Below are 20,368 nucleotides of genomic sequence, written 5' to 3'. Positions count from 1 at the left end.
GCGCATTCATTTCCGACGGTGACGCATAATCACCTTTCCGCCCTTACGGCGGGTCCCTTTTTGAAGGATCAAAAAGGAACCAAAAAATCCTCGCGCCATTCATCCGGCCCCTACGCTTCGCTCCGGGGTCCCGGGAGGACCGCGCTGAACGCCCCATCCTGGGGCGCAGCGCTTGACGGGCATCCATGCCCGTCACCTCCCTCCGCAAGACCTACGTTCGGCCTCCTGAAGTCGCAATTTGTGTCGCCTGAACTATCGCGCACTTAGAAGCAAAAGCAGAGCAAGAGCAAGAGCAAGAGCAAGAGCAAGAGCAAGAGCAAGAGCAAGAGCAAGAGCAAGAGCAAGAGCAAGAGCAAGAGCAAGAGCAAGAGCAAGAACAAGAACAAGAACAAGAACAAGAACAAGAGCAAGATACATGGAGCATATGAACACTACTCGCAGTGCTTCTTCAATTACAGCTACTCGCTGACAAGCCAACTGCCAAAGGAAAACCTCACCTGTGAAAGTTGGCTCATCACCAGTTCAAACAATTACAATTCGGCCGCCAATCTCGACCCTTGGTTAATCGCCCGCTTGGCATCAAGCTCAGCCGCCACATCAGCGCCACCGATCAAGTGCACCGATTGCCCGGCCGCCACAAGGCCATCATGCAACTCACGCAGCGGCTCCTGCCCCGCGCAGACAACGATGTTGTCCACCGCCAGCACCTGCGGCTCGCCCTCGCCGATGCGCACATGCAGGCCGGCATCGTCCACGCCGAGGTACTCGACGCTGTTGAGCATCTGCACCTGCTTGTTCTTCAGCCCCGTGCGGTGGATCCAGCCGGTGGTCTTGCCCAGGCCGTCGCCAACCTTGGTCTTCTTGCGCTGCAGCAGGTAGACCTGGCGCGCCGGCGCGTGAGGCTCTGCCTTCACCCCGGCCACACCACCACGAGCCTCCAGCTGCGTATCGATCCCCCACTCCTTCCAGAACGCTTCACGGTCCTGGCTGGTGGCCACGCCCTGGTGCACCAGGTACTCGGACACATCGAAACCAATACCACCCGCACCGATCACCGCCACCCGCTGGCCCACCGGCTTGCGCTCGAGCAGCACGTCCAGGTAGTTCAGCACCTTGGCATTGTCAATGCCGGGAATGGCCGGCGTGCGCGGTGCGATACCGGTGGCCAGGATGACTTCGTCATACTCGCCGGCCACCAACGCGGCGACGTCGACACGGGTATTCAAGCGCAGCTCAACCCCCGTGGACTTCACCTTGTTACGGAAGTAGCGCAGGGTCTCGTAGAACTCCTCTTTGCCCGGCACCCGCTTGGCCACATTGAATTGGCCACCGATCTCGCCGGCAGCATCGAACAGCGTCACTGCATGGCCGCGCTCGGCAGCCACGGTGGCGGCCGCCAGGCCCGCCGGTCCGGCGCCGACCACGGCGATGCGCTTGACTGCCTGCACAGGCAGGTAGTTGAGCTCCGTCTCGTGACAGGCCCGCGGATTGACCAGGCAACTGGTCAGCTTGCCGCCGAAAGTGTGGTCCAGGCACGCCTGGTTGCAGCCGATGCAGGTGTTGATCTCGTCCCCACGGCCTTCGGCTGCCTTGTTGACGAAATCGGGGTCGGCCAGGAACGGCCGGGCCATGGAGACCATGTCGGCATCGCCCTCGGCCAGCACGGCCTCGGCCACTTCCGGGGTATTGATGCGGTTGGTGGTAATCAGCGGGATCCTCACCACGCCACGCAGCTTGGCGGTGACCTTGCTGAACGCCGCGCGCGGCACCTTGGTGGCGATGGTCGGGATGCGCGCCTCGTGCCAGCCGATGCCAGTGTTGATCAGTGTGGCGCCAGCCTGCTCGATGGCCTTGGCCAACAGCTCGATCTCGTCCCAGGTGCTGCCGCCCTCAACCAGGTCGAGCATCGACAGACGGAAGATGATGATGAAGTTCGGCCCCACCGCCTCGCGCACCCGCTGCACGATTTCCACGGCCAGGCGCATGCGGTTCTCATAACTGCCACCCCAGCGGTCGGTGCGGTGGTTGGTATGGGCGGCGAGGAACTGGTTGATGAAATAGCCTTCCGAACCCATGATCTCGACGCCGTCGTAGCCGGCGCGCTGGGCCAGGCTTGCGCAGGTGACGAAATCGCGGATCTGCTTCTCGATGCCTTCCTCGTCCAGCTCCTTGGGCTTGAACGGGTTGATCGGTGCCTGGATGGCGCTGGGCGCCACTTGCTTCGGGCTGTAGGCATAGCGCCCGGCGTGGAGGATCTGCAGGCAGATCTTGCCACCGGCGGCATGCACGGCCTCGGTGACGACCCGGTGCTTTGCGGCCTCTTCTTCGGTGCTGAGCTTGGCCGCGCCGGAGTAAACGCCGCCTTCATCGTTGGGCGCGATGCCACCGGTGACCATCAGGCCGACGCCACCACGGGCACGCTCGGCGAAGTATGCGGCCATGCGTTCGAAGCCGCCGGGGCGTTCTTCGAGGCCTGTGTGCATCGAACCCATCAGGGTGCGGTTGCGCAAGGTGGTGAAGCCCAGGTCGAGTGGAGCCAGCAAGTGCGGGTAACGTTCAGTAGCCATGGATGAACTCCACAGTTGGCGTGATCACGGGAATGCGGGCGCCTCTGCCGCTGTCTACACCAGCTCGCGGGGCCCGTCGGTTGTCTGAGGCCGACATTAAACAGGCGTTTGAACGCGCTCAATGATCGAAACTGACAACTTATTGATCCTGCTGCACAGCAGGTCTACCCTAAGGCACCTCTACCGCACAACGCTGGAACGCTCCATGCGAAAACTGCTAGTCGGCGCCTTGGCGCTGGTCACCCTCGCCGCCCTCTGTGGCTACGGCTTCTGGACCCTGCAGCGCCCTGAGGGCCATTACCTGTCTGACCTGCGCATCGACCTGGCCCTCAACCAAGGCGTGCCAGGCGAGCACGGCAACCTGCTCGGGGTCGAGCCACTGCTGTATCCAGGCGACTATCAGAATCTGACACGCCTGCACCGCAAGCTCTCGGCCTATCTGGAGCAGGCGCGCGCGCAAGGGCTGGTCAATCCACGTACCGTGGTGGTACTCCCCGAGCATATTGGCACCTGGCTGTGGGCCCGTGGCGAAAAGCGCGAGCTTTACCAGGTGACCCAACGCAGCGAGGCTTGGCAATGGCTGGAGTTGAGCAATCCTCTGCGCTATGGCCTGGCCATGCTAGCAGCCAGCGGTGACGACCGCCGCTCGGATGCCCACCTGCGCATGAAAGCGGCCCAGATGGCCGCCGATTACCAGCAACTGTTCGGCAACCTGGCCCGGGAATTCGGCGTCACTCTGGTGGCGGGCTCCATCGTTTTGCCGGCGCCCTACGTCGAGAATGGCGTCCTGCGCACCGGCAACGGCCCGTTGTACAACAGCAGCCTGGTGTTCGCCAGCGATGGTTCGGTGCTCGGCCAGCCGCAGTCACAGCAATACCCCGACAGCGAAAACCGGCGCTATATCCATGATGGCCGGCATCATCCTCTGCAGGTATTGCAGACCCCCGCCGGGCGCCTGGGCGTGCTGATTGGCAGCGATAGCTGGTATCCGGACAACCACCGGCAACTGGCCGCGCAATCGGTGCAAGTGATCGCCAACCCGGTCTTCCTCAGTGGCAAGCACAGCTGGCAGGCGCCCTGGCGTGGGAACCGCCATCAGGCGCAGGCGGCCGACCTCCCGCTGCGACGAGGCGAAGTCAGTGAGCAACGCGCCTGGCAACAACTACCGCTGGCCGCCAATGCCGGCACCCCGAGCATGAGCGTGTTCATGCGCGGCCAGTTCTGGGAGCTGGGCAGCGACGGGCAGGGCTTTGCCAGCCAAAGCGGCACACTGTGGGTCGGTAACGACAGCCACGGTGCGCGCCTGCTCAACCTGTGGCTGTGACGCGATGCCCCGCCCCCGTGTGCGCCTGGGTGACCTGTCGGTAGGTTTCGTCCAGCCCCTGGCAGAAGCACTTGCCAAGCTCGGCCATGACCCGCAGCCGCTGCTGCTACGCTACGGCCTTGACGCCAGGCGCCTGGCCGAGCCGGGTGCACGCTTGTCGATTCCGCGCTACATGCACTTGGGGCATGCAGCGATCGCCTTGTCCGCCGAACCTGCCTTGGGCCTACACATGGGGCGCCTGAGCCGCCTGGCCCAGGCCGGGCTGGCCGGGGTGACTGCCGCCCAGGCCCCCACCCTCGGCGAAGCCGCCCGCACCCTGCTGCGCTTCGAACCGTTGTATGCCGCCAACTACCGGGGTCGGTCGAGTTTCCACGAAGATACCCAGGGCGCTTGGCTGAGGTTCTATTCCATCAGCCCCTACAACAGCTACAACCACTTCGTGGTCGACTCGATGCTCGCGGGCTGGCTCGCGCAGCTCGGTGCCCTCAGCGCCAGGCCGGTGCAAGCCGAACGTCTTGAGATCGAATTCGACACTCCCACCTACGCCACGCAATACCAAGGCCTGTGTACGGGCACCGTGCATTTCGGTGGCACGGCCAACCAACTGCGCCTGAGCCGGGCCACCCTGGACCTGCCCAACCTGCAGCACTGCCCCAGTACCTGGCAGCACCTACTGCAGCTGTGCGAAGCGGAACTGGCCCAGCGCACCCGTGTGCGCAGCCTGGGCGAGCGCATCACCCACCTGTTGGGCCCACTGCTCAATGGCGGGCACGAACCGGACCTGGAGGAAGTGGCGCGGCACCTGCAACTGCCGACCTGGACGTTGCGCCGCAAGCTGGCCGAGGAAGGCACGCGCTTTCGCAACCTGCTCAACGACACACGGCGTGACCTGGCCGAGACCTATATCCGCGATACGGAACTGGCCTTCGGCGAGATCGCCTATCTGTTGGGATTCGCCTCGGCAGAGGCGTTCCAGCGCGCGTTCAAGCGCTGGACGGGGCTGACCCCGGGGGAGTTTCGCCGCCATCAGCGGCAAGTCGGTTAGAGCTCGGTGGCGTCGTCGGCCGGCTCCGGCAGGTCCAGCTCATAGGCCTGGAACTCGAGCAGTTCTTCCTGGTAATCGTCCATCTTCACGCCCCTCATTCGTCGTTCTTCTGTCATTGCGCCAACCTAAGCCAGCGTAATGACAGAATGATTACAGCCCTATGAACGATAAACGTAGCAGGCATCCAGGAAGTTATCGACGAGTCAGAGTGGCGCCGGCGCCTGCTCTGCCGCCGGGGCTTCCTGCTGGATCTGGATCGGCGCTGGCTCGACAGGCGGCGCGATGGGTTGCGAGCCCTTGCTGTCATCCACCACCGGCGCGGCCGGGGCCTCGCTGGACGGCACGGGAGGCGCTGGGGTGGCAACGGGCGCAGGCGCTGCGGCAGGGGCGGCAGCAACCGGTGTCGATACCGGAGCCGGTGTCTCTGCCACGCTTTCGGCTACCGGCGTGGCGGGCTGCGGTACGGGCGCGAGGGCTGCGGGCGCAGGCTCCGGCAGGCCCAGGTCGGCGGCAGGTTTTTCCACCTTCGGCTCGGCGGCAGGCTCGGACTTCTCCGGCTTCTTCGGTTTCGGTAGGTAGCTTTCGACCAGGGCGAAGTAACGATCGTAGAACTGCGCAGCAGTGACCGTCTCGCTGGCCACCTTGACCATGGAGTCGTCGGTGGAGCCGATCGGCATCGACACCGAGCCCAGCACGCCCACGCCGAGGCTGGCGGAAGTGTTGGACTTCTTCAGGGCATAGCGATCCTGCAGGGCGTTGGCGAACATGGTCGAGCGATGCTTGTCGCTCATGTCCGAAACGCAGGTGATGTTGAAGCTGATCTGCAGGTGGTTCTCGGCGTTCTGCTGGAAGCTCTTGTTGCCGGCGACCTGGTTGGCATCGCTGCTGGTGATGATGTAGCCCTGGCTGAGCAGCGCACGGCGCGCCGCCTCGCAGGAGCCCGCTTCGCTGGTGGCGAAGGTGCGGGAAAAGGTGCCCGAGTCATCGAAGTTCTCATGCTCGTATACGGCGGCCTTTTTCGAGGAACAGCCGGACACGCCCGCCAGCACGAGGGCCAGCCCGAGCGCGCCATAGACGGTTGATCTAGACATTGCCAATTCCGGGAAGAAACGAATGGGGCGTATTGTGCATCACATCGATCAGCGGCTGAAACCTTTGATCGGTGAAGAGTCTGTCAGCTTTGTTGGAAATCCTTGCCCATGGTCGGGCAAGTTGCTGAAACGAAAAAAGCGACCCTAAGGTCGCTTTTCCGTTGCTTCGAGGTGTTCAAAGGGCCTCGAGGCGAAGATGGCGCAGCGGACGGGACTCGAACCCGCGACCCCCGGCGTGACAGGCCGGTATTCTAACCGACTGAACTACCGCTGCGTATCGTTCGGGCTTGCACCCGATTGAAACTGGGATCTGAGCTTTCAAGCGCTACAGCGCGAAAGCCAGGAACAAAAAAGGCGACTTATCATCGCCTTTTCTGCTTGCCTCGAGCGTTCATGGGGCTCTTGGCGAAAGATGGCGCAGCGGACGGGACTCGAACCCGCGACCCCCGGCGTGACAGGCCGGTATTCTAACCGACTGAACTACCGCTGCGTATCGTTCAGGCTTGCGCCTGATTGAAACTGGGACCTGGCCTTTCGGCCTCAGACCGGTGCAAGCACCCATCTGGAATAAATTGTTTTTTGGGACGGGACTCGAACCCGCGACCCCCGGCGTGACAGGCCGGTATTCTAACCGACTGAACTACCGCCGCGCAGTGCTGGACTTGCGTCCTGTTTCTCTCTGCCAGAGGGCTTCTTGCAAAGCACCTTGGACCAGAAACGCTCTCAGGAAGTGGTGGGTGATGACGGGATCGAACCGCCGACCCTCTGCTTGTAAGGCAGATGCTCTCCCGGCTGAGCTAATCACCCCCGCGATGTTGCTTGTTGCGTTTGCTTCGCTGAGGCCGCGAAATTTACGCAGGTACCGATGCTAAGTCAATACCCCCATTGAAGTTTTTTTCAAAAAGGGCAAAAAAGGCAGCCTGATCGCGGGGCAAGCACGCCCCCCACAATCCAGACGCCCACAGCGTGGGAGCGGGCTTGCCCCGCGACAGGGCCGGGACAACCGACAAAAAAGGGCCTTTCGGCCCCTTTGTCTTACATCTCAACAGGTTACAGCTCAGGCGTAGATCATCTTGCGGGTCATCCCGCCATCGACCACGAACTCCTGGCCGGTGACAAACCCCGCCTGGCGCGACAGCAGCCACGCCACCAGCGCCGCCACGTCCTCCACCGTCCCTACCCGGCCAGCCGGATGCTGGGCATGGTCGGCGTCGCTCAGCGGCTCGGCGCGCCGCTGCGAGGGGTCACGGGCATCGATCCACCCCGGGCTCACGGCATTCACGCGGATCTCCGGCGCCAGGCTCATGGCCAGGGCATGGGTCAATGCGACCAGCCCGCCCTTGCTGGCAGCATAGGCTTCGGTATCCGGTTGGGATTGCCGGGCACGGGTGGAGGCCAGGTTGACGATCGCACCACCATGGGCGCGCAGGTAAGGTGCGCAGTGCTTGGCCAGCAGCATCGGGCCATTGAGGTTGACCGCCAGCACCCGATTCCATTGGGCCAGGGACAGACTCTCCAAAGTCTGGTTGTGCGGATTGGCGATCGCCGCATTGCACACCAGCGCATCCAGCCGGCCAAACTGCCCGAGCACCTCGGACACTCCAGCACTGACCTGGGCCTCGTCGGCCACATCCATGGTAATGAACCAGGCATTGTCACCCAGGGCCTTGGCAACCTTGGCACCACGCGGGCGGTCCAGGTCGCTGAGCACTACCTGCCAGCCCTCGCAGATCAACCAGGCAGCAATGCCCAGGCCGATGCCGCGGGCGGCACCGGTCACCAGGGCCACCCGACCATTATGGCCGGGCTCGCCACCCTTCCAGTCGATCACAGCGCCGCCAGGCCGCGGGCCAGATCGGCTTGCAGGTCGGCCACATCTTCCAGCCCGACCGCCACACGCACCAGGCTGTCGCGGATACCCGCCGCTTCACGCTCCTGCGGCGTCAGACGGCCGTGGGAGGTGGTTGCCGGGTGGGCGATGGTGGTCTTGCTGTCACCGAGGTTGGTGGTGATCGAGATCACCCGGGTGGCGTCGATGAAGCGCCAGGCGCCTTCCTTGCCGCCCTTCACCTCGAAGCTGACCACCGCGCCGAAGCCGCTCATCTGGCGCTTGGCCAGTTCATGTTGCGGATGGCTCGGCAGGCCGGCGTAGTGGACCTTCTCGACACCGTCCTGCTGCTCGAGCCACTCGGCCAGCGCCTGGGCGCTCTCGCAGTGGGCGCGCATGCGCAGCTTGAGGGTCTCCAGGCCCTTGGTGAAGACCCAGGCGTTGAAGGGGCTGAGGGTCGGGCCGGCGGTACGCAGGAAGCCCACGACTTCCTTCATCTGCTCGCTGCGACCGGCCACCACGCCGCCCATGCAACGGCCCTGGCCGTCAATGAACTTGGTCGCAGAGTGGAACACGATATCGGCACCGAGCTTGAGCGGTTGCTGCAAGGCCGGGGTGCTGAAGCAGTTGTCCACCACCAGCAGCGCGCCACGGGCGTGGGCGATTTCGGCCAGGGCGCTGATATCGACCAGCTCGGCCAGCGGATTGGACGGCGACTCGACGACCAACAGCTTGGTATTGGCCTTGATGGCTTTTTCCCAGCCGCCCAGGTCGACCAGCGGTACGTAGTCCACCTGCACGCCGAAACGCTTGAAGTACTTCTCGAACAGGCTGATGGTCGAGCCGAACACGCTCTGCGATACCAGCACATGGTCGCCGGCACTGCACAGCGACATGACCACGGCGAGGATCGCCGCCATGCCGGTGGAGGTGGCCACGGCCTGCTCGGCGCCTTCCATGGCCGCCAGGCGCTCCTCGAAGGCACGCACGGTCGGGTTGGTGTAGCGTGAATAGACGTTGCCAGGCGTTTCGCCAGCAAAGCGCGCGGCAGCGTCGGCAGCCGTGCGGAAAACATAACTGGAGGTCAGGAACAGCGCTTCGCTGTGCTCGGCCTCCGGTGTACGGTTCTGACCGGCGCGCACCGCCAGGGTGTCGAAACCGACACCCTCGAGGTCACTGTCCAGTCGACCGGCATCCCATTGTTCGGTCATGCCGTCGCTCCCAAATCAGTTGTTGTACAGGTCGATGATCGCGCTGACCGCCTGGGTCTTCACCTTGGCCAGGTCATTACGGGCCTGCTCGATGCGGTCGAGGTAGGCTTCGTCGATATCGCCGGTGACATACTCACCGTTGAACACCGCGCAATCGAAATGCTCGATCTTGATCTTGCCGCCACCGACCGATTCGATCAGGTCCGGCAGGTCCTGATAGATCAGCCAGTCGGCGCCGATCAACTCGGCCACCTGTTCGGTGGTACGGTTGTGGGCGATCAGTTCGTGAGCGCTCGGCATGTCGATGCCGTAGACGTTGGGGTAGCGTACCGCAGGGGCCGCGGAGCAGAAGTAGACGTTCTTGGCGCCGGCTTCGCGGGCCATCTGGATGATCTGCTTGCAGGTGGTGCCGCGCACGATCGAGTCATCCACCAGCATCACGTTCTTGCCGCGGAATTCCAGCTCGATGGCGTTGAGCTTCTGGCGCACCGACTTCTTGCGCGCGGCCTGGCCGGGCATGATGAAGGTACGGCCGATGTAGCGGTTCTTGACGAAACCTTCGCGGAACTTGACGCCCAGGTGGTTGGCCAGTTCCAGCGCCGCGGTGCGGCTGGTGTCGGGAATCGGGATGACCACGTCGATGTCGTGGTCCGGGCGCTCGCGCTGGATCTTCTCGGCGAGCTTCTCGCCCATGCGCAGGCGCGCCTTGTACACCGAGACACCGTCGATGATCGAATCCGGACGAGCCAGGTAGACGTGCTCGAAGATGCACGGCTGGAGTTTCGGGTTTTCCGCACACTGCTTGGTGAACATCTGGCCGCCTTCGGTGATGTACACCGCCTCACCCGGCGCCAGGTCGCGGATCAGGGTGAAGCCGAGCACGTCCAGGGCCACGCTTTCCGAGGCGATCATGTACTCGACGCCTTCGTCGGTGTGACGCTGGCCGAACACCACCGGGCGGATGCCGTTGGGGTCACGGAAGCCGACGATGCCGTAGCCGGTGATCATCGCTACCACCGCGTAGCCACCGACACAGCGGCTGTGCACGTGGGAAACGGCGGCGAAAACGTCCTCTTCGGTCGGCTGCAGCTTGCCGCGCACGGCCAGTTCGTGGGCGAACACGTTCAGCAGCACTTCGGAGTCGGAGTTGGTATTGACGTGGCGCAGGTCGGACTCGTAGATCTCCTTGGCCAACTGCTCGACATTGGTCAGGTTGCCGTTGTGCGCCAGGGTGATGCCGTACGGCGAGTTGACGTAGAACGGCTGGGCCTCTGCCGAGGTGGAGCTGCCAGCGGTCGGGTAACGCACATGGCCGATGCCGATGCTGCCCACCAGGCGCTGCATGTGGCGCTGCTGGAAGACATCGCGCACCAGGCCGTTATCCTTGCGCAGGAACAACCGGCCGTCGTGGCTGGTCACGATACCGGCAGCGTCCTGGCCGCGGTGCTGAAGCACGGTTAGCGCATCATACAGCGCCTGATTGACGTTCGACTTACCGACGATACCGACGATGCCACACATGCGACGCAACCCCTACTTTGATGAAACTTGAGTGAAGCGCGCTCAGGGCTTGGTCGGCCCGAGCAACTGCTCCTTGAACGGAAGGTCAACGGGTGCGCTGACCCCACTGGACATCCACTGGCCGCTGAACCCGAGTATGAGGTTCTTCGACCAATCGGCTACCAATAGAAATTGTGGTATCAGGCGCGATTCCTGCCACCACGGATCCTGTTGCACAGGCCCCAGGCTCAACAGCCCGACCGCCACCACCACCAGCAGCCCCCCGCGCGCGGCGCCGAAGGCCATGCCGAGGAAGCGATCGGTGCCGGACAGCCCGGTCACGCGAATCAGCTCGCCGATGAGGAAATTGAGCATCGCCCCGACCAGCAGCGTGGCGACGAAAAGAATGGCGCAGCCGGCAATGACCCGTGCGGACGGCATCTGGATATAGCTTTCCAGATACTGCGCAAGCGAGCCGCCGAACATCCAGGCCACCGCGCCGGCGACAATCCAGATGAGCAGGGACAAGGCTTCCTTGACGAAGCCGCGCTTGAGACTGATCAGTGAGGAAATGGCGATGATCGCGATGATCGCCCAATCAACCCAGGTAAATGCCACGGTGTTGCCTGCCGACGTTTGAGGCGGCGCATTTTACCAGAGCAAGGGGGCTTGGGGTAAGCGGAATGTCAGGTGTTTGAAGGGCTGCAGGCTGACTCCTGGGACAGCTTTGCAGGTTTGAAAACCATCGCGGGGCAAGCCCACTCCCACGCGACAGGTGGGAGCCGGTTTGCCCCGCGATGGAATGTCAACCACGCTCCGGCTGGAAACGCACGACGATGCCTTTCAGGTTCTGCTGGCGATTGATCACATCACGCAGGCGCTCGGCTTCTGCCCGCTCGATCAACGGCCCGACGAATACCCGATTCATGCCATCCGCCGAACGGATATAGGCGTTGTAGCCTTGGCTGCGCAGGGTCTTCTGCAGGTTCTCGGCACCGGCCCGATTGGACAGACTGGCCAGCTGGATCGACCAGCTCACCGGCAGGCCGTTGACGTCGATCTTCGAAGGTGCAGCGGGCTTGGCCGCGGCAGCAGCAGGCGCCAAACGGGGCTCGACCTTGGCTACCGCCGGAGGGGGTACCGAAGTCTGCGGTTTGGGCTGAGGCTGCGCCGCAGTCGGTGCCGGGGTGATCGGCTGGCTCGGCGTAGCTACCGGCGCCGTGGACTCATCAACCACCACTACAGGCTGGTCGCTCTGCTCCGGCAGCGGTTGTGGCTCCGGCACCTGGACAGGCTCTACCTGCACCTGAGGCAGATTGGGCATGGCCGGCGCTTCCGGCGCCTCGACACGCACCTGGCGCATCTCGTCCTCGCGGGTGAACAGCATCGGCAGGAAGATCACCGCCAGCGCCACCAGCACCAGCGCACCGACCATGCGCTGCTTCATCCCTTTATCCAGCACTGCCATCTACTCCATCCTCGGAAACCTGCCGTTCAAGCCAGGCCAGGGCCTCGCCAACGCAGAAAAACGAACCGAACAGCAGGATCTGGTCATCCGCCGTCGCCTGGGCGCACTGCCCTTCGAGGGCAGCTGCGACACTGGCGTAAGACTTCACTGACGCACCGAGGTTCGTCAAGGCATCCGCCAGCTCTGCGGCCGGGCGGCTGCGCGGCGTGTCCAGCGGCGCCACTGCCCAGTCGGCGACCTGGCCGCGCAGCGGCGCAAGCACGCCGGCCAGGTCCTTGTCGGCCAACAGGCCGAAGACCGCCAGACGTCGCCCCTTCACCGGGCGTGCCGCCAAGCGGCGGGCCAGGTACTCGGCGGCGTGTGGGTTATGGCCGACATCCAGCAACAACTCCACGCGCCTGCCCTGGAGCAGCAGCTCACGTCGGTCGAGACGGCCAGTGATACGAGTATCCAGCAAAGCCTGACGAACCTTGCCGGCATCCCACGGCAGCCCCGTCAGCAGGAAGGCCTGCAAGGCCAGGGCGGCATTCTCCATGGGCAGGTCGAGCAACGGCAGGTCACGCAGTTCAACGGGCGATCCGTCGAGCTGGCAACCACGCCAATGCCAGTGGTCAACGCTGCTATCCAGGTCGAAATCACGTCCACGCAGGAAGAACGGGCAATCCAGCTCACGCACCTTGTCCAGCAAAGGCTGCGGCGGATCAAGGTCACCGCACAGCGCCGGCTTACCCCGACGGAAGATTCCCGCCTTCTCGAAGGCTACCGACTCGCGGCTATCGCCCAGGTAATCGACGTGGTCGACGCCAATGCTGGTGACCAGCGACACGTCGGCATCCACCAGGTTGACTGCATCCAACCGGCCACCCAGGCCGACCTCAAGCACCACCGCATCCAACGCGGAGTGCTTGAACAACCAGAACGCCGCCAGGGTGCCCATCTCGAAATAGGTCAGCGAGATGTCGCCACGCGCCGCCTCCACCGCAGCGAACGCTTCGCACAGGCGCTCATCGCTGGCCTCCTGGCCGTCGATCAGCACCCGTTCGTTGTAACGCAGCAGATGCGGCGAACTGTACACCCCGACCCTTAGCCCCTGCGAGCGCAGCAACGCGGCCATGAAGGCGCAGGTCGAGCCCTTGCCGTTGGTGCCGGTCACCGTGACCACACGGGGCGCCAGCGTGCCCAGCCCCAGGCGCGCAAGCACCTGTTGCGAGCGCTCCAGGCCCATGTCGATGGCCGAGGGGTGCAACTGTTCGAGGTAGGCGAGCCAGTCGCCCAGGCTGCGCTGGTTCATCACGCGACCGCGGCGACCTCTTTGGCCGCTTCAGGGGTCGGCTGGCCGGTCATCTGCGCCAGCAGGCGGGCCAGGCGCGGACGCAGCTCGTCACGGGAAATGATCAGGTCGATGGCACCGTGCTCCAGCAGGAACTCGCTGCGCTGGAAGCCTTCCGGCAGCTTCTCGCGCACGGTCTGCTCGATAACCCGCGGGCCGGCAAAGCCGATCAGCGCCTTCGGCTCGCCGACAATCACGTCGCCAAGCATCGCCAGGCTGGCAGAAACGCCGCCGTAGACCGGGTCGGTCAGTACCGAGATGAACGGGATGCCTTCTTCGCGCAGGCGCGCCAGCACGGCGGAGGTCTTGGCCATCTGCATCAGCGAGATCAGCGCTTCCTGCATGCGCGCGCCGCCGGAAGCGGAGAAGCAGACCATCGGGCAGCGGTTTTCCAGCGCGTAGTTGGCAGCGCGCACGAAACGCTCGCCGACGATGGCGCCCATCGAGCCGCCCATGAAGGAGAACTCGAAGGCGCTGACCACGATCGGCATGCCCATCAGGGTGCCGCTCATGGAGATCAGCGCGTCCTTCTCGCCGGTCTGCTTCTGCGCGGCGGTCAGGCGGTCCTTGTACTTCTTGCCGTCACGGAACTTCAGGCGGTCGACCGGCTCCAGGTCGGCGCCCAGTTCGGCGCGACCTTCTGGATCGAGGAAGATATCGATGCGCGCGCGGGCGCCGATACGCATGTGATGGTTGCACTTAGGGCAGACGTCGAGGGTCTTTTCCAGCTCCGGGCGATACAGCACGGCTTCGCAGGACGGGCACTTGTGCCACAGTCCTTCCGGCACCGAGCTCTTCTTCACCTCGGAACGCATGATCGAAGGGATCAGTTTGTCTACCAACCAGTTGCTCATGCTTGCTTTCTCCAGTATTGGCCGGGGAGACCTTTGCGGCCCCGCCCTGCCCTTGAGCTCAAATTCTTCTGTAAAGCGACGATGGGCCGACCTCGGGCCGCCCCACCTCCAATTCTTCCCCGGCACGCCCCGCGCTCTGGCGCGGCCTGGCAGCACCGGGCTGCGAAAGCTATGGACGATGGCGCGCAGCCAGCCGTCACATCCGCGTTCACGCGCGCTTGACCGCCTGCATGAAGGCTTCGATCCTTGCCGCATCCTTGATGCCCTTGGCCTGCTCCACGCCGCCGCTGACGTCCACCGCGTACGGGCGCACCTGGCGAATGGCCTCGGCGACGTTGTCGGCCGACAGGCCACCGGCAAGGATTATCGGCTTGCTCAGGTGTTGCGGAATCAGTGACCAGTCGAACGCCTCGCCGGTTCCTCCCGGCACGCCCGGCACATAGGCATCCAGCAAGATGCCGCGAGCGCCAGCGTAGTGCCGACAGGCGGCCTCCAGGTCATCCCCCGGGCGCACCCGCAGGGCCTTGATCCAGGGGCGGTGGTAGCCCTCGCAATCGGCCGGGGTTTCATCGCCGTGGAACTGTAGCAGGTCCAGGGAAACCACTTCGAGGATCTCGTTGAGCTCGCAGCGCGAGGCGTTGACGAACAGCCCCACGGTGGTCACGAACGGCGGCAGCGCGTCGATGATCGCACGCGCCTGACGCACGTCCACCGCCCGCGGGCTTTTCGCATAGAAGACGAAACCGAGGGCGTCGGCGCCGGCCTCGACCGCAGCCAGGGCATCCTCGATGCGGGTAATCCCGCAGATCTTGCTGCGAACATTGCTCATGGACAGCGAACCTTGAGTGATCGGGAAAGCGTCGATGGTAGCAAATGACCTGTGCCCCGTCAGTCCGCCAGCGCCTCGTAGCCAGTAAGAAAGTGTGGGCCGATGTAACGCTGCGGCAGCGCGTATTCTTCCGGGTACTCCACCTGCACCAGGTAAAGACCGTAAGGGTGCGCGGTTACCCCGCCGTCACGGCGGTTGCGCCCTTCCAGCACCTCGCGGGCCCACTCCACCGGACGCTCGCCGGCACCGATGGTCATCAGCACGCCGGCAATGTTGCGCACCATGTGGTGCAGGAACGCGGTGGCACGCACATCCAGCACGATCATCCGCCCATGCCGGGTCACACGCAGGTGGTGGATATGCTTGATCGGCGACTTGGCCTGGCACTGGCTGGCGCGGAAGGCGCTGAAGTCATGGGTGCCCAGCAGGTATTGCGCGGCCTCGGCCATGCGCTCGACGTCCAGCGGGCGGTGGTTCCAGGTGACTTCCTCGGCCAGGTGCGCCGGACGGATCGGGTCGTTGTAGATCACATAGCGGTAGCGCCGCGCGGTGGCCTTGAAGCGGGCATGGAAGTGCGCAGGCATGGGCGCCGACCAGACCACGCTGATGTCGTGGGGCAGGTTGAAGTTGGTGCCCAGGGTCCAGGCGCGCTCGTCGCGCACGGCGCGGGTGTCGAAATGCACGATCTGCCCGCAGCCATGGACGCCGGCATCGGTGCGCCCGGCGCAGATCACCGAGATAGGTTCGTTGGCCACCGTCGACAGCGCCTGTTCCAGGGCCTGCTGGACACTCGGCACGCCGCTGGCCTGGCGTTGCCAGCCGCGATAGCGCGAACCTTTGTATTCCACGCCCAAAGCGATGCGGGTGTAGCCTTCGGCAGCCGATTCGGCGGCGGCGGTATCGATGATGTCCAAGAGCGGCAAACCTGATGATGAAACGAAAGGCGGGAGTATACCGGCAAACCGTGCAGGGGCCGAAATGATCGCGGGGCAAGGCCGCTCCCACGTCTTGCGTGAAAGCAGGCTTGCCCCGCGATGTACAGCTTTGCGTCAGACCAGGCGTGAGAGCATCTCGTTGGCTTCCTGGCGTTGGCTGTCGTCACCGTCCTTGACTACTTCGTCGAGGATGTCACGGGCGCCCTGATGGTCGCCCATGTCGATGTAGGCGCGGGCCAGGTCGAGCTTGGTGGCCACCTCGTCGGCGCCGGAGAAGAAGTCGAAGTCCAGGTCGTCCAGCGGCTCGGGCTCCAGCGCAGCGTCCTCGGCGGTGAACGATGGCTGCGCAACCGATGGGGTCTCGAGGTTCTGCGACAGCTTGTCGAGCTCGGCGTTGACGTCGTCCAGCTCCGAGGCGAAGTTCTTCGCCGCCGGCGAGTCGTCGTCCAGCGACAGCGACAGGTCGAAGTCGTCCGGCAGCTCCAGCTCGGAAATCGGATCGAACTCCGGAATGGCCTCGAAGGCCGCCAGCTCGGCCGCCACGTCCACCGGGGCTTCCTCGCTGCCGGTCGGAGCCACCGGGTCTTCGGCGACATCCAGGTCGAATTCGGCCAAGTCGTCGACATTTTGCGGTGTCGCCTGCGCCTGGGCGAGCAGTGCCTCGAAGTCGTCGTCGGCATCGGTTTCGGCAACGGCGGGTGCAGCCTCGGCCTCGGGCGCCTCGACGACCAGATCCTCGAGACCGACCATGTCGAGGTGGTCATCTGCCGGCAGGTCATCGTCCAGGCTCAGGTCGAAGGCACTGTCCAGATCGGCCTCTTCGACCACAGGCTCAGGCTCTGGCTCGGCCGCCACGACCGGCTCCACGACGAGTTCCGGCGCGCTTTCACCCAGCTCCAGCTCCTTGTCCTGCAGGAGATCCTGGACATACTGCTCATCCAACTCGGCTGCCAGGGCCGCGGCCCCGGCAGCGCCTGCCGCCACCGCCGCGACACCCAGCATGGCCGGGAAGCGCTCCTTGAGCGCGGCGACCTCGGCCTGGTTCGTGTCGTTGACCGCCAGCTTGCGTTCCTGGCCAGCGAACGCGTCCTGGTCGCCCTGACGTGCGTAGACTTCCATCAATTTAAGGCGCAGATCGCTGCGCTGCGGCTCGGAGGCCACCGCCGCTTCGAGCAGGTCGGCGGCGTGGTTGAGGCGACCACGGACCAGGCTTTCATCCACCTCGGCCAGCAACGCCGCGCGCGGATCAGTCGCCGGAGCAACGACGTCGGCAGGCACCGCAGGTTTTTCTGCCGCAACGGCCGCAGCGGCCGAGGCCGCCACTACCGCAGGCGACAGGGTCACGCTTGGCGCCGACACATCCAGACCTTCAAAACTGCTCGGCGGCAGGTCCAGGTCCGGGCCACGCTCACCATCCTCGGCCAGCGCACGGGCCATGCGCAGGTGTTTTTCAGCTTCCTGCTGGGCTTTGCGCTTGCGGGCCAGAAGCAGCAACAGCAACAGCAGCACCAGGAATGCGGAACCGGCAATCAAGCCCAGCAACAGCGGGTTGCCCAGCAGTTGGTCGAGCATGCCCGGCTCTTCGCTGGCCGATGCCTCGGCTGCCGCGTCTTGTGGCGCGGTGTCGGCCGCGGCAGGCGCCGGGGCGACCACCGGCTCGGCAGGGGTCAATTGCGCGTTCACCGCAGGTTGCGCCGGAGCCGGCTCGCCCGGCAGCGCCGCTGCCGGTGCCTGTGGCGCCGCGGCGCCCTGGGCCTCCAGACGCGCCAGCTGGTCGTTCTTCAGCTCGATCAGGCGCTGCAGCTTGTCCAGCTGGCTCTGCAGGTCGGCCATGCGGCTCTTGAGTTCATCGTTGTCGCGCCGGCTGGTGTCGAGGCTTTCCTGGGCCACGGCAAGCTTGTCGCCCAGCGCCTTGGCCTCGCCGGCCGCGCCCTTGCCGCCCGGAGCCACCAGGCGCAGGTTGTCGCCCTGGGCGATGCGCGCGGGGGCCGCGCCAGCCTCGCCACGGCGGGTGGCATCCAGCTGCCGTGCACGCGGACCGAGGCGGCGGCCTTCGCGCCAGGCGGCGTACTGCTCGGCGACTTCGCGGTTGGCCTGGGCCTGGGGAATGCTCTGCACCTGCTGCTGATCGGGCAGGCGCAGCACCTGGCCGGTCTTGAGCTGGTTGATGTTGTTGCCGATGAAGGCATCCGGGTTCAGCGCCTGGATGGCCAGCATGGTCTGCTGGATCGAGCCGCCGTTGGTATTGCGCGCGGCGATCTGCCAGAGAGTGTCACGGCGCTTGGTGGTGTAGCTGCCCGCACTGACAGCCGGGTTGATGCCCGCCGGGGCCGGTTGGCTGCCCTGGGCCTGGGCTTGGTCGAGCAGCACGCTGTAGTCGCGCAGCAGGCGGCCCTGGGGCCACATGACCTGGACCAGGAACTTGACCACCGGCTCCGGCAGCGCCTTGCTGGAAGTGACCCGCAGCACGCTCTTGCCGTTGGGGTTGATCACTGGCGTGAAGGTGAGGTCTTCGAGATAAGGCGGGAAGGCCACCCCGGCCTTGGCGAACTCTTCCGGCGACGCCAGGCTTGGCGCCATTTCCGCCGCGGAGAGGTCGCGCACGTCGAGCAGTTCGATCTCGGCATCCAGCGGCTGGTTCTGCGCCGACTTGAGGGTCAGCTCACCCAACCCCAGAGCGTTCGCCACCCCGGACGACAGCGCCGAGGCTGCCGCGATGGCCAGAACCAGTTTGCGAATTCGAAGCATGAACTCTTCCCTTGTATGAAACGTCCCGAAAACCCTGGTGCGGTGCAGGACAAAATAGCTCGCAGTATCTTTTACGCCATGTGTTTTATCAACAATTGTGCCGCCTGCACGGCGTTCAGCGCCGCGCCCTTGCGCACATTGTCGGTGGTCAGCCAGAGATTGAGCTGCTGGTCTTCATCGACACCGTGGCGTACACGTCCAACATAGACCACGTCCTGGCCCACCGCGTCACCCACAGGCGTCGGATAATCACCCGGCTCGACCAGCTCGATGCCGTCGGCAGCCTCCAGCGCGGCGTTGACGGCCACCAGGTCGACCGGATTACGGCTTTGCACGGCGACACTGAAGCTATCGCCGAAAAACACCGGGACTTGAATGCAGGTCACGGAAATCTTCAGTTGCGGCAGGTCCAATACCTGACGCAGTTCATTCACCAGACGGCGCTCTACATTGGTGTGGCCCTGTTCATCGGGTGTCCCGACCTGAGGGAGCAGGTTGAAGGCGACCTGGCGATCGAAGAAGCGCGGCTCCAGAGGGCGTGCGTTGAGCAGTTCGGCGGTCTGCCGGGCGAGCTCGCTGACGGCCTCCCTGCCCTGCTCCGAAACTGCCAGGCAGGCATTGACCTGAACGCGCTCGATATCGAGCAAACCCTTGAGCGGCGCCAGCGCCACCGCCAGGGCCACTGCGCCGGCGCTCGGGCTGGTGATCAGTGCGGGCTGTGCGAGTTCGGTGATGCGCTCGCCGTTGGCTTCCGGGACCAACGCGGTGGCGCCGTCCAGGGCGCCGGACAGGTCGATCACCGCGCAACCGGCGGCGATGGCTTTCGGCGCGAAACTGCGGCTGACGGCTGGGCTGGCGGCGAAGAAGACCAGCCTGACCTGGGAGAAATCGAAGTTGTCCACTTCACGGACCTTCAGTTTCTTGCCCGCGAACATGACACTACTGCCGGCGGATTCCATGCTGGCCAGCAGGTGCAGGGTGGAGACCGGGAAGGCAACTTCCTCGAGGATCTGGACGAGGGATTCACCTACTGTGCCGGTGGCGCCGATTACGGCTACGTCCAGGGCTTTGGGGGTCATGAGATCGGTTCCTTTTCCAGGGGGTACGGCGGGGGAGCGGCACTTTACTTGGATTGTGGAGTGGGAGGTAGGGGCGGATTCGGATTCGGATTCGGATTCGGATATCCGGGTGTTGGTTTTTATTTTTTAGGCGCATTCGGAGATGATGTCGACATCTAGTCACCTTTCCGCCCTTACGGCGGGGCCCTTTTTGAAGGATCAAAAAGGAACCAAAAAATCCTGGCGGGGTATGACTCACCCACATGGGTTACAAATCAGTTCACGCACATAGGTAACAGTCTTTAACTGGCAGGGTCGGTTTTCGAGGATCTGACCATGCCTTGGCGAGAGCTGAAACCTATGGACCTTAAAATGCTTTTCATTGCGGATTACCTGCAGGGGCCGCCCAGCTTCAGCGCCCTGTGCCAGGCCTACGAGATCAGCCGAAAGACCGGCTACAAATGGGTCGAGCGATATGAGAAAGAGGGGCCTTCGGGGCTGGAAGAACGCAGCCGCCGCCGGTTGAACCAGGATTGGGTCGTACCCGCCGCAGTTCGCGAAGCCATCATCGAATTGCGCA

16 protein-coding genes and 3 tRNA genes are annotated in these 20,368 nt (G+C 64.3%); 3 read left to right on the top strand and 16 right to left on the bottom strand.

Going from position 1 to position 20,368, the window contains the following annotated elements; genetic code table 11:
- Positions 1-530: 530 nt before the first annotated feature.
- Positions 531-2,567 carry an NADPH-dependent 2,4-dienoyl-CoA reductase gene (locus BMY03_RS25685; protein ID WP_094012617.1) on the bottom strand — a complete coding sequence of 679 codons (2,037 nt, stop codon included), beginning with the start codon at positions 2,565-2,567 and terminating at the stop codon, positions 531-533.
- A gap of 205 nt (positions 2,568-2,772) precedes the next feature.
- Here BMY03_RS25685 and BMY03_RS25680 point away from each other — a divergent pair, with 205 nt between their 5' ends.
- The gene (locus BMY03_RS25680) at positions 2,773-3,891 is read left to right on the top strand and encodes a nitrilase-related carbon-nitrogen hydrolase (protein ID WP_094012616.1); all 1,119 of its coding nucleotides are present in this window, start codon (positions 2,773-2,775) and stop codon (positions 3,889-3,891) included.
- Between the two features lie 4 nt (positions 3,892-3,895).
- Positions 3,896-4,936 (top strand): AraC family transcriptional regulator, encoded by a 1,041-nt coding sequence (locus tag BMY03_RS25675; RefSeq protein WP_038706533.1) that lies wholly within the window; start codon positions 3,896-3,898, stop codon positions 4,934-4,936.
- Positions 4,937-5,139: 203 nt separating this feature from the next.
- On the opposite strand, the gene BMY03_RS25670 is transcribed toward BMY03_RS25675, so the two are convergent.
- From BMY03_RS25670 to BMY03_RS25595, 15 genes are all read right to left on the bottom strand, one after another.
- Positions 5,140-6,027: a DUF2242 domain-containing protein gene (locus BMY03_RS25670; protein WP_038706534.1), complete on the bottom strand. Its 888-nt coding sequence runs from the start codon at positions 6,025-6,027 to the stop codon at positions 5,140-5,142.
- A gap of 197 nt (positions 6,028-6,224) precedes the next feature.
- A tRNA-Asp gene (locus BMY03_RS25665) sits at positions 6,225-6,301 on the bottom strand.
- Between the two features lie 139 nt (positions 6,302-6,440).
- Positions 6,441-6,517, bottom strand: a tRNA-Asp gene (locus tag BMY03_RS25660).
- Between the two features lie 241 nt (positions 6,518-6,758).
- Positions 6,759-6,834 (bottom strand) — tRNA-Val (locus tag BMY03_RS25650).
- Between the two features lie 250 nt (positions 6,835-7,084).
- Complete coding sequence (locus BMY03_RS25645) at positions 7,085-7,858, bottom strand: SDR family oxidoreductase (RefSeq protein WP_094012615.1); 774 nt, start codon at positions 7,856-7,858, stop codon at positions 7,085-7,087.
- Positions 7,855-9,066, bottom strand: a complete 1,212-nt coding sequence (locus tag BMY03_RS25640; RefSeq protein ID WP_038706535.1) for an O-succinylhomoserine sulfhydrylase — start codon at positions 9,064-9,066, stop codon at positions 7,855-7,857. The genes BMY03_RS25645 and BMY03_RS25640 overlap by 4 nt, the downstream gene beginning before the upstream one ends.
- Before the next feature lie 15 nt (positions 9,067-9,081).
- Complete coding sequence (gene purF, locus BMY03_RS25635) at positions 9,082-10,587, bottom strand: amidophosphoribosyltransferase (RefSeq protein ID WP_023631895.1); 1,506 nt, start codon at positions 10,585-10,587, stop codon at positions 9,082-9,084.
- Positions 10,588-10,629: 42 nt separating this feature from the next.
- Positions 10,630-11,184: a CvpA family protein gene (locus BMY03_RS25630; RefSeq protein ID WP_038706536.1), complete on the bottom strand. Its 555-nt coding sequence runs from the start codon at positions 11,182-11,184 to the stop codon at positions 10,630-10,632.
- Positions 11,185-11,371: 187 nt separating this feature from the next.
- Positions 11,372-12,034: an SPOR domain-containing protein gene (locus tag BMY03_RS25625; RefSeq protein WP_094012614.1), complete on the bottom strand. Its 663-nt coding sequence runs from the start codon at positions 12,032-12,034 to the stop codon at positions 11,372-11,374.
- Positions 12,018-13,325 carry a bifunctional tetrahydrofolate synthase/dihydrofolate synthase gene (folC, locus tag BMY03_RS25620; RefSeq protein ID WP_094012613.1) on the bottom strand — a complete coding sequence of 436 codons (1,308 nt, stop codon included), beginning with the start codon at positions 13,323-13,325 and terminating at the stop codon, positions 12,018-12,020. Before folC ends, BMY03_RS25625 begins: the two co-directional genes overlap by 17 nt.
- A complete protein-coding gene (accD, locus tag BMY03_RS25615) occupies positions 13,325-14,218 on the bottom strand; it encodes an acetyl-CoA carboxylase, carboxyltransferase subunit beta (protein ID WP_028690439.1) in 894 nt (297 codons plus the stop codon). The genes folC and accD overlap by 1 nt, the downstream gene beginning before the upstream one ends.
- Positions 14,219-14,426: 208 nt before the next feature.
- Positions 14,427-15,047 (bottom strand): phosphoribosylanthranilate isomerase, encoded by a 621-nt coding sequence (locus BMY03_RS25610; protein ID WP_038706537.1) that lies wholly within the window; start codon positions 15,045-15,047, stop codon positions 14,427-14,429.
- A gap of 59 nt (positions 15,048-15,106) precedes the next feature.
- Positions 15,107-15,961: a tRNA pseudouridine(38-40) synthase TruA gene (truA, locus tag BMY03_RS25605; protein WP_023632367.1), complete on the bottom strand. Its 855-nt coding sequence runs from the start codon at positions 15,959-15,961 to the stop codon at positions 15,107-15,109.
- A gap of 135 nt (positions 15,962-16,096) precedes the next feature.
- Complete coding sequence (locus BMY03_RS25600; protein WP_094012612.1) at positions 16,097-18,730, bottom strand: FimV/HubP family polar landmark protein; 2,634 nt, start codon at positions 18,728-18,730, stop codon at positions 16,097-16,099.
- A gap of 71 nt (positions 18,731-18,801) precedes the next feature.
- Positions 18,802-19,809 carry an aspartate-semialdehyde dehydrogenase gene (locus BMY03_RS25595; protein WP_038706539.1) on the bottom strand — a complete coding sequence of 336 codons (1,008 nt, stop codon included), beginning with the start codon at positions 19,807-19,809 and terminating at the stop codon, positions 18,802-18,804.
- A 315-nt stretch (positions 19,810-20,124) separates the two neighbouring features.
- Here BMY03_RS25595 and BMY03_RS25590 point away from each other — a divergent pair.
- Positions 20,125-20,368: helix-turn-helix domain-containing protein (locus BMY03_RS25590; RefSeq protein ID WP_143067581.1), on the top strand; the 244-nt coding region annotated here is incomplete at its 3' end.

Origin of the sequence: Pseudomonas soli (genome assembly GCF_900110655.1) — a bacterium.
Classification (GTDB): Bacteria; Pseudomonadota; Gammaproteobacteria; order Pseudomonadales; family Pseudomonadaceae; genus Aquipseudomonas; species Aquipseudomonas soli.
This window is presented reverse-complemented; position numbering and strand designations above follow the sequence as displayed.

What these genes read in the sequence shown, in the direction of transcription:
- BMY03_RS25685 (WP_094012617.1), bottom strand. Translation starts at nt 2,567, where the DNA reads ATGGCTACTGAACGTTACCCGCACTTGCTGGCTCCACTCGACCTGGGC.
- BMY03_RS25680 (WP_094012616.1), top strand. Translation starts at nt 2,773, where the DNA reads ATGCGAAAACTGCTAGTCGGCGCCTTGGCGCTGGTCACCCTCGCCGCC.
- BMY03_RS25675 (WP_038706533.1), top strand. Translation starts at nt 3,896, where the DNA reads ATGCCCCGCCCCCGTGTGCGCCTGGGTGACCTGTCGGTAGGTTTCGTC.
- BMY03_RS25670 (WP_038706534.1), bottom strand. Translation starts at nt 6,027, where the DNA reads ATGTCTAGATCAACCGTCTATGGCGCGCTCGGGCTGGCCCTCGTGCTG.
- BMY03_RS25640 (WP_038706535.1), bottom strand. Translation starts at nt 9,066, where the DNA reads ATGACCGAACAATGGGATGCCGGTCGACTGGACAGTGACCTCGAGGGT.
- purF (WP_023631895.1), bottom strand. Translation starts at nt 10,587, where the DNA reads ATGTGTGGCATCGTCGGTATCGTCGGTAAGTCGAACGTCAATCAGGCG.
- BMY03_RS25625 (WP_094012614.1), bottom strand. Translation starts at nt 12,034, where the DNA reads ATGGCAGTGCTGGATAAAGGGATGAAGCAGCGCATGGTCGGTGCGCTG.
- folC (WP_094012613.1), bottom strand. Translation starts at nt 13,325, where the DNA reads ATGAACCAGCGCAGCCTGGGCGACTGGCTCGCCTACCTCGAACAGTTG.
- accD (WP_028690439.1), bottom strand. Translation starts at nt 14,218, where the DNA reads ATGAGCAACTGGTTGGTAGACAAACTGATCCCTTCGATCATGCGTTCC.
- BMY03_RS25610 (WP_038706537.1), bottom strand. Translation starts at nt 15,047, where the DNA reads ATGAGCAATGTTCGCAGCAAGATCTGCGGGATTACCCGCATCGAGGAT.
- BMY03_RS25600 (WP_094012612.1), bottom strand. Translation starts at nt 18,730, where the DNA reads ATGCTTCGAATTCGCAAACTGGTTCTGGCCATCGCGGCAGCCTCGGCG.
- BMY03_RS25595 (WP_038706539.1), bottom strand. Translation starts at nt 19,809, where the DNA reads ATGACCCCCAAAGCCCTGGACGTAGCCGTAATCGGCGCCACCGGCACA.